The sequence below is a fragment of the Paenibacillus sp. GCM10028914 genome, from assembly GCF_042666275.1.
GTDB lineage: Bacteria > Bacillota > Bacilli > Paenibacillales > Paenibacillaceae > Paenibacillus_AQ.
Window position 1 is genome coordinate 488,340 of record NZ_JBHTFO010000018.1, and the last position, 14,335, is coordinate 502,674.

At 34.7% G+C, this 14,335-nt stretch carries 20 protein-coding genes and 1 pseudogene; 20 read left to right on the top strand and 1 reads right to left on the bottom strand.

What is annotated here, in order from left to right; translation table 11 throughout:
- Positions 1-5 precede the first annotated feature (5 nt).
- The 10 genes and pseudogenes from ACFQV5_RS22695 (at position 6) to ACFQV5_RS22740 (ending at position 7,099) form a co-directional block, all read left to right on the top strand.
- Positions 6-641 (top strand): annotated as a pseudogene (locus ACFQV5_RS22695) (histidine phosphatase family protein).
- Positions 642-737: 96 nt separating this feature from the next.
- Positions 738-1,265, top strand: coding sequence for a YfiT family bacillithiol transferase (locus ACFQV5_RS22700; RefSeq protein WP_379250257.1), 528 nt, complete (start codon positions 738-740; stop codon positions 1,263-1,265).
- A 96-nt stretch (positions 1,266-1,361) separates the two neighbouring features.
- Entirely contained in the window at positions 1,362-1,829 is a 468-nt protein-coding gene (locus tag ACFQV5_RS22705) for a DinB family protein (protein ID WP_379250259.1), read from the top strand.
- A 426-nt stretch (positions 1,830-2,255) separates the two neighbouring features.
- A complete protein-coding gene (locus ACFQV5_RS22710; protein WP_379250261.1) occupies positions 2,256-2,906 on the top strand; it encodes a class I SAM-dependent methyltransferase in 651 nt (216 codons plus the stop codon).
- 117 nt (positions 2,907-3,023) lie between these two features.
- Positions 3,024-3,689, top strand: coding sequence for an HAD family hydrolase (locus ACFQV5_RS22715; RefSeq protein ID WP_379250263.1), 666 nt, complete (start codon positions 3,024-3,026; stop codon positions 3,687-3,689).
- Positions 3,690-3,851: 162 nt separating this feature from the next.
- Entirely contained in the window at positions 3,852-4,334 is a 483-nt protein-coding gene (locus tag ACFQV5_RS22720) for an NUDIX domain-containing protein (RefSeq protein ID WP_379250266.1), read from the top strand.
- Positions 4,335-4,510: 176 nt separating this feature from the next.
- Positions 4,511-5,026, top strand: a complete 516-nt coding sequence (locus tag ACFQV5_RS22725) for a GNAT family N-acetyltransferase (protein WP_379250268.1) — start codon at positions 4,511-4,513, stop codon at positions 5,024-5,026.
- A gap of 45 nt (positions 5,027-5,071) precedes the next feature.
- Positions 5,072-5,938: a hypothetical protein gene (locus tag ACFQV5_RS22730; protein WP_379250270.1), complete on the top strand. Its 867-nt coding sequence runs from the start codon at positions 5,072-5,074 to the stop codon at positions 5,936-5,938.
- A 55-nt stretch (positions 5,939-5,993) separates the two neighbouring features.
- Positions 5,994-6,629 (top strand): hypothetical protein, encoded by a 636-nt coding sequence (locus tag ACFQV5_RS22735; RefSeq protein WP_379250272.1) that lies wholly within the window; start codon positions 5,994-5,996, stop codon positions 6,627-6,629.
- 26 nt (positions 6,630-6,655) lie between these two features.
- Positions 6,656-7,099 (top strand): HIT family protein, encoded by a 444-nt coding sequence (locus ACFQV5_RS22740; protein ID WP_379250274.1) that lies wholly within the window; start codon positions 6,656-6,658, stop codon positions 7,097-7,099.
- Between the two features lie 108 nt (positions 7,100-7,207).
- Here ACFQV5_RS22740 and ACFQV5_RS22745 read toward each other — a convergent pair whose 3' ends face one another.
- Positions 7,208-7,558, bottom strand: a complete 351-nt coding sequence (locus ACFQV5_RS22745) for a DUF898 family protein (RefSeq protein ID WP_379250276.1) — start codon at positions 7,556-7,558, stop codon at positions 7,208-7,210.
- A gap of 181 nt (positions 7,559-7,739) precedes the next feature.
- Between ACFQV5_RS22745 and ACFQV5_RS22750 the strand changes: the two genes are divergently transcribed.
- The 10 genes from ACFQV5_RS22750 (at position 7,740) to ACFQV5_RS22795 (ending at position 14,333) form a co-directional block, all read left to right on the top strand.
- A complete protein-coding gene (locus ACFQV5_RS22750; protein WP_379250277.1) occupies positions 7,740-8,183 on the top strand; it encodes a GNAT family N-acetyltransferase in 444 nt (147 codons plus the stop codon).
- A 60-nt stretch (positions 8,184-8,243) separates the two neighbouring features.
- A complete protein-coding gene (locus tag ACFQV5_RS22755; protein ID WP_379250279.1) occupies positions 8,244-8,630 on the top strand; it encodes a tautomerase family protein in 387 nt (128 codons plus the stop codon).
- Positions 8,631-8,684: 54 nt separating this feature from the next.
- Complete coding sequence (locus ACFQV5_RS22760; protein ID WP_379250281.1) at positions 8,685-9,158, top strand: GNAT family N-acetyltransferase; 474 nt, start codon at positions 8,685-8,687, stop codon at positions 9,156-9,158.
- A 97-nt stretch (positions 9,159-9,255) separates the two neighbouring features.
- Positions 9,256-9,735 (top strand): GNAT family N-acetyltransferase, encoded by a 480-nt coding sequence (locus ACFQV5_RS22765; RefSeq protein WP_379250283.1) that lies wholly within the window; start codon positions 9,256-9,258, stop codon positions 9,733-9,735.
- 236 nt (positions 9,736-9,971) lie between these two features.
- The gene (locus ACFQV5_RS22770; RefSeq protein WP_379250285.1) at positions 9,972-10,532 is read left to right on the top strand and encodes a DEAD/DEAH box helicase family protein; all 561 of its coding nucleotides are present in this window, start codon (positions 9,972-9,974) and stop codon (positions 10,530-10,532) included.
- Between the two features lie 88 nt (positions 10,533-10,620).
- Positions 10,621-11,646 (top strand): aminoglycoside phosphotransferase family protein, encoded by a 1,026-nt coding sequence (locus ACFQV5_RS22775; protein WP_379250287.1) that lies wholly within the window; start codon positions 10,621-10,623, stop codon positions 11,644-11,646.
- Between the two features lie 20 nt (positions 11,647-11,666).
- On the top strand, positions 11,667-12,641 hold the full coding sequence (locus ACFQV5_RS22780; protein ID WP_379250289.1) for a phosphotransferase enzyme family protein: 975 nt from the start codon (positions 11,667-11,669) through the stop codon (positions 12,639-12,641).
- A gap of 23 nt (positions 12,642-12,664) precedes the next feature.
- Positions 12,665-13,447, top strand: a complete 783-nt coding sequence (locus ACFQV5_RS22785; RefSeq protein ID WP_379250291.1) for an alpha/beta hydrolase — start codon at positions 12,665-12,667, stop codon at positions 13,445-13,447.
- A 97-nt stretch (positions 13,448-13,544) separates the two neighbouring features.
- Positions 13,545-13,970 (top strand): NUDIX hydrolase, encoded by a 426-nt coding sequence (locus ACFQV5_RS22790; protein WP_379250293.1) that lies wholly within the window; start codon positions 13,545-13,547, stop codon positions 13,968-13,970.
- A 33-nt stretch (positions 13,971-14,003) separates the two neighbouring features.
- Entirely contained in the window at positions 14,004-14,333 is a 330-nt protein-coding gene (locus ACFQV5_RS22795; protein WP_379250294.1) for a hypothetical protein, read from the top strand.
- Positions 14,334-14,335 lie beyond the last annotated feature (2 nt).

A 14,335-nucleotide genomic window follows, 5' to 3' on the forward strand; every position in this document is an offset into this window, starting at 1 on the left:
CATCAATGAAAGAATCAATCACAATATACATTACAAGACATGGACAAACTGAATGGAACATTCATAAACGTTTTCAAGGACATAATGATTCTCCTCTTACACAACTAGGCATTAAGCAAGCAGAATGGTTAGGAGAATCACTTCATCAACATAAAATTGACAAAATATACACGAGTTCAAGTCAAAGGGCAACCAAAACTGCAGAAATAATCAGAGGACAACGGGAGATACCTGTTGAAATTTCTCATGCATTTAAAGAGATAAATCTAGGTATATGGGAAGGTATTACTCAGGAAGAAGCAAAGAAAAATTATGCAGTTCAGTATGATAACTTTTGGAATGATCCAGAGGCATTTCAAGTTGATAATGGATAGACTTTCCAACAAGTATCTGAAAGAGCAGTTAATAAGCTACATGAAATTATTAATACCAACAAAGGTAAGTCTATTCTAATAGTTACTCATACAGTGGTAATTAAGATGATCATGGCATATTTTGAACAGCGTGATATAAAGGATATTTGGAACCCTCCATACATTCACCCAACGTGCCTTTGTGAAGTCGAAATAAATAAAGAGAATCATTCAATACTAATACATGGCGATATAAGTCATTATAAGGAAGAAATAGTTGAGAGTTAATAGAGGATCCAGGGAAAATTATCAATTTGGTCAGGTAATGCTGCTCAAAAACAATTGATAAGTTTAGGTCAAAAAACGATTGTAGGTGATTAATAGATGATTGATAAAATAAGATACCCCATTGGTCAATTTGAGTCGACTCCCATTTTCTTTGAAGAGGACAGGTATGAGTGCATTAATCAAATTTTATTAATTGTTCCTAAGCTACGAAAACTCATATTTCACTTAACAACTGAACAACTCCAAACGCCATATCGGGATGGTGGTTGGTCAATTCAGCAAATTATCCACCATATGGCCGATAATGATATGAACGCTTATTTAAGATTTAAAAGGGCATTAACTGAAATAGAACCTATGGCTTCATCATATCGAGAAGATCTTTGGGGTAATCTTCATGATTATTATGATACCGACATTGAAACCTCTTTATTACTTCTAGAATCTCTCCACAAACGCTTCTATATATTACTCGACAAGTTAGATTCAGATCACTACTCCAGAACACTCAGAACTCAGGCGTTAGGGTTAATTAACTTGGACGATGCATTACAAAGATTTATTTGGCATAATCATCACCATAAATCTCAGATTGAATCATTAATTATTAGAAGAGCGTGGTAAACAGAGAACTGTGGGGATTTCAAGGCGCATCGGCGGATAAGCTGCCTCGGTCCCGGAAATCAGCGCAAAACAAAACAAAAAGACTAGAGGGGAACTATGAATAAATACGTATCTTCAGTTTTTCATCAAATAAAAATTGCTGTTGATTCAGTTATTGAAATAATCAACCAATTACCTGAAACTGATTTAAATTCAAAACCTATAGATGATAAAAGATCCTATATAGAATTGTTATCTCATATATCGCTTATATGTAAAGCTGATCTATTAATCTTAAATGAAGCTAGTTTAATAGAGATGCAAGAATATTATGAGAGAAATACTCTTAGAACTATTGAAGAAATTAAAAAGAAACTGATATTGAATTACAATGAATTAGTTGAAGAATTTTCATGTTTTTCTGAAGAAGAATTGTTTGAATATAAAGAATCTTACTGGGGAGTTAGGTACACGAGATTCGAATGGCTTTTAGAAATCTTAAGTCATTTATACCATCATAGAAGCCAATTACACTCATATATTTCTATTGATTTTAAAGAAATTAAAGTTCAATTATTTGAATAAAAATAAAGAGGTGAAATTCATTGTTTGAACTAAACTTGAATGCAAAGGAGAATATATCTTGAATAAGAGATTTCTATCCATCTTATTATTTTTATTGAGTTTAATTTCATTCATAATTTCACTAAAGTTATTTTGGAACATGGGTATTTTTGTAGATGAATATAACTTGAGTCCAGATATTGTAACTGGCGGTGGCTTTTGGCTGTTAATGGATTGGTTAAGATTATTATTACTATTTTCCTTATGTGTTATATCAGGAGTAAATATATTTAAGGGTAAAACGAGGTAATAACATGACATCGTTAGTTAATGGGATAATAGTTGAGTTTTCTATAGCAGCACCGGTCGGACCAATAGGAATATTATGTATCCGGAAGACATTAAATCAAGGAAGAGTCCTATAAGGGACTATTTTGAGAGTGAATCATGGACATAGGTATAGGTGATGAAATGGAACCTTATTGGCAGCAGCGATATCGAGATGAAGGTATGATATGGGGAGTTGAACCAAGCCCAACTGTTTATCATGCAATTGCTACTTTTAACAGACACAACGTTAATAATATATTAGTTGTCGGATCGGGCTATGGTAGGAACACAAAAGCTTTTTCTTCTAGTTTCCAAGTGGATGGAATCGAACTCTCATATGATGCTATTCAAATGGCTTTAATGTGGGATGAAAATACTAATTTTATTCAAGGCTCCATCTTAGATGAATTAGAAACCAACAAGAAATACGATGCCATTTACTGCTACGATTTATTACATTTATTTTTACAACATGATAGGAAGACAATAATATTGAATTGTGTAAAGCTATTAAAAAATAACGGAATCATGTATTTCACATGCTTTTCTGATAAAGATCAAAATTATGGTAAGGGTAAAAAAATAGAAGAAGGAACTTATGAATACAAAGCTAACAAATTTTCGCATTTTTTTAGTGAAGAGGATTTAATAAAGCATTTTTCAGAGCATGACATTGTTGAAGTCGGGTCTATAAAGGAGACACTGCAATATAAAGACAATGAAACAAAAGAATATCTACTAAGATATATAATTGTTAAGAAATTATAGCCATTCAACGAAAACTTAACTTCAGGTAACAAGAGTTTCATGCGTCGTGAATACAATAACGTTATTCGAAAGAATCCGAAAGCTTAACAAGAGCGATAATTCAAGGAGCTGATGTATTTGAAGACCAAAGCAGTATTCTTTGATTTATTCGAAACATTAATAACTGAGTTTTCAAACGGAAAACGAATATCGAATCGGAAATATGATTATCTGGAATCGCTTGGGATTACAACAGAAGATTTTAAGGAAGAATGGAGTAGTCGTCAGCAGAAGAGGATGATAGGGATATTCTCAAATTACTTCGAAGTTATTAAAGACATTTTGGAGAATAGACAATTAAAGTCTAACAATGAAGCAGTTCAAATCTTGTATCAGGAAAGAATCAAAGAGAAAATCATTCCATTTTTACATATTCGTTCAGACATATTGGAGCTATTAGAATATCTTCGTAAGAATAACATCAAGATAGGATTAATTAGTAATTGTACAGAAGAGGAAGTAAGGTACTGGAAAGAAAGTGAGCTCGCTCAGTATTTTGATGATTTTATTTTTTCATATGAGGTCGGAATCGCTAAGCCGGATATAAGAATATATCAATTAGCATGTGAACGTATTTCAGTAAGCTCACACGAATCAATTTTTATAGGAGATGGCGGTTCTAATGAGTTAGACGGAGCTTTCAATGCAGGGTTAAGAACTTATCACGCAATATGGTTTAATACATTTATTGAAAGTAATTATAAGAAGCTTGAACTACCTGGTGAGTTAATAAAAGAATTATAGTGATTTTATAGTGATTTGGTGAATCGAGGAAGAGTGGAATGCTGGAGATCGGAAACGATCGGAGAAGTTATCTTTACTATTGGGACTGATTGTGAAAATCAAAAAGCGGGTCACTACATATAACATTATACGACATTAGTGAGAGACGGAGGAGTATCCTACATGGGAATGTCAGATTATTATAAAAGTCTTAGAGAGAAGATAGGAAACCAACTTATCTTCATGCCAGCAGTTTTAGGCATCATCAGAAATGAACAAGGTGAAATCCTATTTGGAAGAAAACATAATGAACAAAACTGGGGTTTAATCGCTGGAGCGATCGAAATTGGAGAAACACCAGCTCAGGCTATGATCAGAGAAGCTTTTGAAGAGACAGGACTTGTTATTGAACCCGAGAGAATCATCGGAGTATATGGTGGGGATGAGCAGAGATTTACTTATGGTAATGGTCACCAAGTTGAATACTTAACCATTGTATTTGAATGCAGAATAAAGGAAGGAAAGATAAATCCAGATAACGATGAGATGAAGGATCTTAAATTCTTCCCTGAAGACCAGATACCACCGATTGCTAACAAGTACCCGAATTATATATTCAGTTCAAACCAAGGAAGAAAGAGCGCATTTTTTGTGATGATTCGATGAAGTCAAAAGAGTGAATCAATAATGTACAGTTTGATTGTTGGATGTATAGTCAAGGAATCAAGCTCAGACAACAAACGACCCAGCCTAAGATAAGAAGATATCTAAGGCTGGGTCGTTTCGTGAATACAGATCATAGATGAAAGGTCTCAAATAATAAGGAAGATGGTGTAATTGATATGAATATACAAATCACTAGAATAAACCAAGAACAACAAGAGTTGTTTTTGAACCTTTACAATTTATATCTGTATGATTTATCCGAATTCACAGGTGATGAACCAAAAGATAATGGGAATTTTGATCCTACTAATACATACTTGTACCTTGAAAGGCAAGAGTTGCATCCTTACTTTATTAAGACTAACGAGAAAGTCATTGGATTTATATTAGTTTGTTCACCGCCTTTTGTAATTGAGGAAGTTGATTATACTATTCAAGAGTTATTTCTTTTAAAGAAATACAGAGGTAGAAATATTGCAGCACGGGCTGTCGAGTTAGTTATAAGTAAATTAGATGGGACAGTAAGAGTTGAGCAGTTAAAGATTAATAAGTCAGCGGTTAGATTTTGGAAGAAATTTTTTGAACACCATAATATAGGATTCACTGAGATGGAAGAGAGCATTGAGATCGAGGGGTTAGAAGGTCAACATACTATAGTTTCACAAGAATTTGTGATCACAAAGATCAAGTAAAGACAGGAAGGTTATATGAAATCAATGCAATAAGGAGAATAATGAATGATACTTGAACCTACCATTTACGAGATTAATAAGTTATTTCAATTACATCAAATTGACGATGAAATTATTGAAATTCAGAGAATGTCTGGAACAACTTCGGGCCTTGTTCTAAAATTGGAATCAAATCAAAATAATAAGTATATTCTGAAATTTGATCACCCTAAGCAAATTCAATTGGTTGAACAGTTGTTGAATACCTATAAAAGCTCAGCGTTATTACCAAAGATCCTTTTTACTGGCCAGGACAAAACATGTTTTGCTTATACTTTTATTGATGGTACAACTCATTTTAATCGGGGTGCGAAGAAAGAATGGCTAACCAGATTGGTTAAAGATTTATTTAATAAATATATTAAATATGAAGACATGAGCTTGTCGGGGAGTATTGAATACCCACGTAGTACTTGGAAGGAATTTAATGAAATAGGTATTGAAGAAGCCAAAATAAATATAGGAAACTTATTATCTATCGAAGACTATTATTTCGTTAAATCAAAAGCAAGTAAATTGTTTGAGAATGATTTAGAGCAAGGAGAAAAGTACTTATTGCATGGTGATACAGGAGTTCATAATTTTGTGTACAATGAATCGACTTTGATCGCTGTTATTGATCCTTCACCAATGGTAGGACCCATTATTTATGATTTTCTTTATGCTTTTTGTTCTTCACCTGATGATATGAACATAGACACCTTATTTACCACTTCTGACTTTCTTGAACAAGGATGCATTGAAAAACCAAGGTTAATTGAAGAGGTCCTCATACAACTATATTGCCGCATAGGCCTTAGCATAAAGCATCACCCACATGATTTGCCTGGATACATAAAAGCGTGGAATGATTGGAAATCGCTGTGTATGTAACATCATCAAAATCCTATATATCACAAATGCTAAATTATTAGGAGAATGTATACATATGAACGTTTTAGAGAATTTGTTAGAACCGATAAAATTGAAGAAGCTTATGAAAATCCATGCTTTATTAAATATAGTACTATGTCGGGATGAATGGCTTCGTTACCATAGTTTTGTTCCTGAATGGAAAGATAAGATTTCGATGGCTAAAATCGATAATGGAGCAGGGGATCATTTATTTATCTTATTTGCTCCTGAAGGAACCATTATAAAAGGTTTTGATCATGAGTCTGAATTAAGTCCTTATGCACGAGATGAACATGAAATATGGCCTGGAATATATGAAGGAGTTCCAAAGGTATTATTCTCATTACTTGAGGATGAGGCAATAGAAAGTGAGGATGTTACTTTTTGTATATGGCGTGAAAATTGTGATCTTGAATGGCAAAAAGGGAAGGTAGAGATTCCGGAGGGAGAAGAGGATGGGTCTGGTTTTTTGTTAGGTACGATTTTTCAAACACCAGAGGATTTTGTGGAATTCGTGATAGATTACTTTGACTTAACGCCTTCATTAGATATTGTTGCGAATATTTATAGTGGTACTCCAATAACGGCAGAGATGATCCAGATGTTAAATCCAGACTGTGATGTAGAGGATGTTCTTCAAGAGTTAGAGTCACTACACTTATTAAGTTAATGGGAAACGATAAAGGGGGAGTTCAGATGGATGAAAAGGATTGTTTCATTTGTAGGAAACATAAAGGGGAAGTGACTGTCCCTGGGGGATGTATTTATGAAAATGACTTGGTGTACGTTGGTCATATGGGGTCAAATGATAATTTTGTTTATATAGGTTATTTAATTGTGGATTTGAAAAGACATGTCCCTGGATTTGGAGATATGACCGAGGATGAATCTCGGATGATCGGCTCTGTATTAAATCGGGTTGGAGATGCACTAAAGAAAATCCTTAACGCCGAACATATCTATTGTTTTGTTCAAGGAGATGCATTTCCTCACTTCCATGTGCACTTAATCCCGCGATCCCCAGGCACCCCAAAAGAATATTGGAACCCGATGGAACTGAGAAATTGGATGGAAGCACATGGTGATATAAATGAAATTGAAAAGGTGTGTTCAACTTTAAGAGGTTACTTAGAGCAATAAAGCCAAGAAATCTTTTTCGACATCATAATGTCCTGGGTATGGAAGGAATGAATGCTGGTTTAGATAGTAAATTGAAAAAGCCCCCTTAACGAGGGGCTTTTTATTAAATCATGCAAAAGTAGTATTCTTAACTTTCCATTTCTCAAGTGCAATGAATAACCAGAAGCTATAAATCCCTAATGTAATTATGCAAAGCAGCAACCACTTAATCCAGTTACCGAAGAGTCCTATTGCAGTTCCGTGGAATTTAAGTCTTCTACCTTCAACAACCGTATGATTAATTTTCCAGCCATAAACCATGCAAAGTGCCCAAGGATAACATATTCCTAACGTTACTATTGTTATAATTCCACCGAGTATAGACCACCCGATGAAAGAAAGTAAACCACCATCGAAATAAGATTTTCCATCACCGAGATGAACGTTATGTACATTATAATTTACAGTTGTACTTTCCATGCTTAATCACCCCTTTCAACCAATTTTGCGATGATCATGGATAACTAAACGTTATCATTCACCTATGTACACACATATATTAATAAATCTTATGAACCGTGATCTATGAAATACTTAATTGACTTAATATCACCATAAGAACATGTATATATCATTTATGGAAAAAGGTGTATAAAATTATATGGAAGCAATAAAAATATTGAAAATTGATCGACTAGACATTTCAGCAATTAGTCATCTCGTTGAAAGTAGTCAAAATGAAGGCTTCCGTCATATGGCTCGATTAGTTAATGAATATAGAATGGGGATAAATACTTTTTCTCAAGAGGGAGAAGTACTGTTTGTTGTTGTATATCAGGAAGAATATATTGGGATATGTGGATTGAATCGAGAGGTTAGTGTAAATGAAGGAATAGGAAGAATAAGAAGACTTTATGTAAAACCTGAATACAGGAATAAAGGTATTGGAAAAGAATTAATAAAAGCAGTAATTAAGGAGGGGAAACCTTACTTTAAGAGACTAGTATTAAAAACAGATAATGAAAAGGCATATGCTTTTTATAAAACGTTGGGATTTAATGAAACTGACGGAATGGAAAATCAAAGTCATTATATAGATCTATAGATGCTATTCAAGGAACAGTATAAGCAATTCGAAGAATCTATTAAGTTGGAGGTTTCGGCGATGCCTAGGGTTAAGATTGATATAAGAAGAGGTCGAAGTGAACAACACAAACGTGAATTATTAGATGAAGTACACAGTGCTCTTGTTGAGGCTCTAGAGATTCCAGAAGACGATCGAATACAAACTTTATATGAACATGACGATTTAAGCTTTGAAATTCCACCATATAAGACAGGGATGTTTACTCTAATAGAAATTACTATGTTTTCTGGTAGATCATTGGATGCAAAAAGGACTCTCTACAAAACCATAACAAGAAACGTAAAAAGATTAGGAATCGAAGAATATGATACGATGATTATTTTACTTGAACCAGCTATGGAGAATTGGGGTTTAAGAGGCAAACCAGCAAGTGAATTAGAGATTGATTTTAAAATCGATGTATAAAAAAGCATGATTTTTTGTGAGTGATTTCATAGATACTTTGGATGGTGATTATTGATGATCGAATTCAGACAATTCAGAGAAGAGGATTCAGAAAGTATCAGTTCTATAATGAAAGAGTATCCACTACAGTTTCCTCCATTTGTAATCGATCGTTATCCGCTTAGGTGGTCTCAATTTAAAGCTAATGAATCAAAATCAAACTACTATGTAGCTACTGAGTTAAATGAAGTTATTGGACATTCAGGTTTCATATACAATTCTGAGGTAAACATGTATGAGATAGTAGGAGTTGTAGTTTCTAAAAATTATGCAAGAAGGGGAATCGGAAGAGAATTATTAGAGATCATTAGCTCGAGTATAAATGTACTCGGCGGTCAAAAGGTAATTTTATATACTTTAGGTCATCCAGAGAATCAAGGGACAATAAACTTCTACAAATCAATTGGATTTGAGTTGGTGAACTTTGAAGAAAATTTTTTCGATCAAGGTTATTCTAGAGTGACTTTTTTGAAGGAACTTGAAAATTAAATCGGGGAAGAGCACTCGTTCGGGACTTAAGGTGGTACGGCTTCGAGTAACAAGAACGTTAGGCGGCGTCTAAAGAATAAGAAAGGAGCCGAAAAGAGTGTATATTTCCAGATTATTATCCAAGGAAGATTTATTAGAGATATGTTCATTTCCACAGTCGACTGCGGAATTGTTTTTTGTCAGTCCGAGATTTAGATATCCACTGACACCTGATCAAATTTTAGAACTGCTAACAAATAGATTCGAACCTACAGTAATCATTGAAGAAAATACAGGTCAAATTGTCGCCTATGCAAATTTATATGACATTAAAGATAATAGTTGCTGGCTAGGAAATGTTATAGTGTCTCCGAACCATAGGGGAAGAGGGGCCGCGGATGTATTAATTAATACAATGATCTATAAAGTTAAAGAAAACTATGGAATTAAGAAGCTATTACTTTCATGTCATCATACAAATTCGAGAGGATTAGCTTTCTATAATAAACATCAATTTAAACCGTATGATATGAAGGTCATAAGATTAGAAGATGGAGATAAAATGATCACGATTCAGATGGGAAGAGAACTGAATTGAAGGTAACTTTAGAAGATACAAAATCGCATAACAACATATTCACGCTTCCGCACATTCGACTTTTGGTCCGCTAGGTGAAAGTGCTGCAAGATTATATTGTTTAAGGAATGTTGAAAGAAGATTGGAATCATTGTTAATAGATTTAGTTCAAGAGTACTCATCTGGTAGTAATATTGTAATTCGAGGAAGATACTGTGAAAGAACATTAAAGCAAATTAACTATGGGGGAGAACAAAATGAAGTTAATAATACTGTTTGGTCCACAAGCAGTAGGGAAAATGACAGTGGGCCAACACTTGGCGGCTAAAACAGATTTGAAACTTTTTCATAATCATATGTCTATTGATTTTGTGTCTCAGTTTTTCGATTACGGAACACCTTCTGGAAAACGTCTTGTAGGCATGATAAGACATGAGATTTTTGAAGAAGTATCGAAGAGCGATCTAAAGGGCCTCATATTTACGTATGTATGGGCGTTCGATCTTCAAAGTGACTGGGATTATATAGAGAAGGTTTCTAATTTGTTTGAATCGAGGGGAGGAACCGTATATTTAGTTGAACTAGAGGCAGATATAGAGGAACGGAAAAAACGAAATATTACTGAAAATAGACTTATACATAAACCAACGAAACGAGATGTTAAATGGTCGGAGGAAGAACTTATTAAAACCTATCAAAAACACCGATTAAATTCATTACCTGAAGAGATTACAAAACAAAATTATATGAGAATTAATAACATGGGATTGGAAGCTGATCAGGTAGCGGAACTGATAAAAGAGAGATTTGAATTATAAGAGTCAGCGTATCGGGTTCGTGAAAACAAGAACGTTATCGTCGAAAATCAGTGTGAATTAAATCAAAAAGGGAAAAGGATCTTATAAAATGAATTCTCAATATAATTTACAATTCGTAAAATTGTGTAACATATTAAAGCTTGGCGAATTAATTAAAACTCCTGAAGTTATATCCGGCGGTCTATTACACAGAATGTTTGCAATCGAAACTTCCAATGGAAAATACGCGGTCAAAGCTCTTAACCCACAAATTATGGCTAGACCTACAGCGCTTAACAATTATATCAAATCGGAAAGAATCGCAAGTATTTTATCTAATCATATACCTGCTCAACCCGCGAAGGTATATGAAGGGACGTTTTTACAAGACATTGATAATCAATTTTATATGGTTTTTGACTGGATTGAAGGATGCAGTTTGGGAACGTCCGAGATTACCGAAGCAATGTGTAAGAAGATCGGATCTATTCTTGCTGCCATACATAAAACAGATTTCTCTGAGATTAGAAATAGCCATGAAGCTTTGAACGAAAAGCAACAAATTGATTGGAGGTTCTATTTAAACAAAGGAAAAGAGGAGCGCGCTATTTGGGTAGAACTACTAACTGATAGCGTAGAACAGTTGTCTTTATGGAATGATAAGGCAAACCGCTCTTTGAAGATATTGGCGACAGAAAGCGTATTCAGTCACCGTGACTTGGAACCTAAGAATGTGATGTGGAAACAAGGAAGTCCGATAATAATTGATTGGGAGTCGGCTGGAGATATCAGTCCTAAACATGATTTAATCGAGACCGCGGTTTACTGGTCGTTGAATGAATTGGGCAGAGTAGACAAAGACAAATTTCACGCTTTTATTGATGGATATCAAGAACATTATAGAATTATAGATGCTAATTGGCGAGTCGTTCTCGAACTTGGCTATTCAAGCAAATTAGACTGGTTGGAATATAGCCTTAAACGTTCGTTACAGATTGAATGTGCAGATGAAATTGAGCAGGAAATGGGGACAAAACAAGTAATAGACACAATAAATGCTCTCAAAGAGTATGAAAAAATATCTTCTATGTTAGTTGTCTGGTTGAATGAATTAAATGGAGGTACCAAAGATTAATTAATTCAAAGGAGTGCGTAATGACGATTGATAAACTATTGGACTTACTAGGCAGGTACGATATTCAACAACCAGAGGTTATTTTCTTAAGGCATAACGAGAACAGAACATATCGTATTCGTGACGCAGCGGGAGGGTCTTATTTACTCCGTATTCATGATCCTTTAAAAGACGAAATGAAAGGTCTACAGCATACATACGACGGTATACTTGGAGAATTACAAATGCTTGAGAAGTTGGGACGCTGGAGCACCCACGAGGTTCAAACGCCATTAAGAAATAAAGATGGTGAATTAATTACGATTTTCGAATCCGAAGGTAAATTGCTGAACTGCTCCGTCCTTAACTGGCTGGATGGAAGAGACATGAACATGGATGATGTAAACAATGAAGAACTAATAAACAAGTTGGGGTCGAAATTAGCTGAATTGCATTCTTTTTTTCGGCAATACGAACATTCAGGAATGGAGTTTCGCCCGACTCAAGGTAGAGCTTATAATGAGCGGATGATCCGTGTAATTCATTCGGGTGTGCAAAAGAACTTATTTACGTCTTCTGATGCTAATATCATCGAACAAACGCTACAATTGATCAACTCCCGGTTAGATTATTCTGGGGGGGAGGCAGGTCCTGACCTTATTCATGGGGATTTGAGCATGTGTAATACCATCATAACGCCCGAAGGAGAAGTGCGCTTCATCGATTTTGGGTTCTACGGAACGGGTTATGCCTTACTTGATGTTGCCATGGGAGCTATGATGCTTCCATCCGATAAAAGAGATACTTTCTTGAAGAGTTATTACAGAGAATATGAAAGTACAGAAAATGATCTCCTGCAGCTTGAAGGTTTTATGTTGGTTGCTATTATCGGATATTACGTCTTTCAGATGGGAAACGAAGACGTACATGGCTGGATGCGTGAGAAAATGCCGAAATTATGTGCAGAGTATTGTCGCCCTTTTCTCAACGGTGAACGTATATTTTACAAGATATAAGCGAGTATAGGGGGGATAATTAGATGTCTTATAATACTGCTATTGAAAAAATATATAAAAAATCTGATACAGGAAGTGAACTTAAATTATACATAAATATACCAGAGGATAACAAGAAGGATAGGCCAGCCATGATATTTTTTCATGGAGCAGGTTTTTCGAATAACAAATCTAATGCTTCTCAATTTCAACATCATGCAGAATATTTTACTTCTCGGGGACTTGTTACTATCTGTGCCGAATATAGACCACTAGATGTAGAGGGACTATATTCACCTATTGACAGTTTGTATAATGCAAAGTCAGCGATTCGCTGGATTCGAGAAAATTCAGAATTACTTGGAATCAATACTAATAAAGTGATAGCAGCGGGTGCATCTGCTGGTGGTTATTTAAGCCTTTGTTCCGCAATGATTGACCATTTTAATGATCCGTCAGATAACATTATGATTAGCTCTAAACCCAATGCCACCGTTATTTTCAATGGTGGTGTGGATTCTAACGTATTAATAAATCTTTTTCCCGAATTATCTGATGATCTGAGAATTGCCTCTCCCATAAACCATATAAGAGAAAATTTACCTCCATGTATACTTTTCCATGGGACACAGGACGTTAATATACGACTTGAAGAAATAATTAACTTTTCTGAAATTAATCAACTTAAAGGTAACTTGACAAGATTAGTAACATTTGAAGGATTAGGGCATGGTTTTTTTAATTATGGAGTACATGAAAATAAACCATATATCCAAACGATACAAGAAACGGAAACCTTTTTGAAAGAAATTAATATGTGGGGGTAGTCCAATACATCTTCGTCGAACAAAGTATTCGCGTTGCGGTAGTAGAACCTGCAGAGAGTATTTAGAACCCTATTAAAATATATTGGAGGTTGAATCAATGAATCCACCAAAGCATATTGTTTCTGCAGCAGCTATCGTTGTTAACGATAATCAAGAGATATTACTCATAAGGGGGCCACGTAGGGGATGGGAAATGCCTGGAGGACAAGTAGAACTTGGGGAATCCCTCTCACAGGCAGCAATTAGAGAAACAAAAGAAGAATCTGGGATAGACATAGAAATTATTAAATTTTGTGGGATATTTCAGAATACAGGAAATTCGATTTGTAATACCTTATTTTTAGCGAAGCCCATTGGTGGAGAACTAATCACAACAGAAGAGAGCTTGGAGAGTGGTTTTTTTTCCATAGAAGAAGCACTTGAAAAAGTTGAATGGAAAAATTTTAGACAAAGAATAGAATACTGTTTAAAACCTGAAACACAGCCTTTTTGTATTGAGTTTAATGACGAGACGAATATATGAGAGTAGCTAAAGAAGTCACAGAGGTGCGTATAAATGAAGGTAATAACACTATGTGGATCAACAAAATTCAAGAAAGAATTTGAACAAGTAAATAGATACTTAACTCTTAAAGGAAATATTGTTATTAGTCTAGCTTTTTTTGAGCAAAGCGAAGGAGTTGAGATTACTAAGGAGCAGGCAGCATTGTTTGGAGAAATTCATTTTCGTAAAATTGATATGTCAGATGAAATATTTGTTATTGATGTTGGTGGTTACATTGGCAGTAGTACAAGAAAAGAAATTGAATACGCAAATGAAAATGGGAAGATCGTTAAGTTCTATTCAAAAAGCGAATTAGCAGAAGATGGCGACGGGAGTAAGTAAAC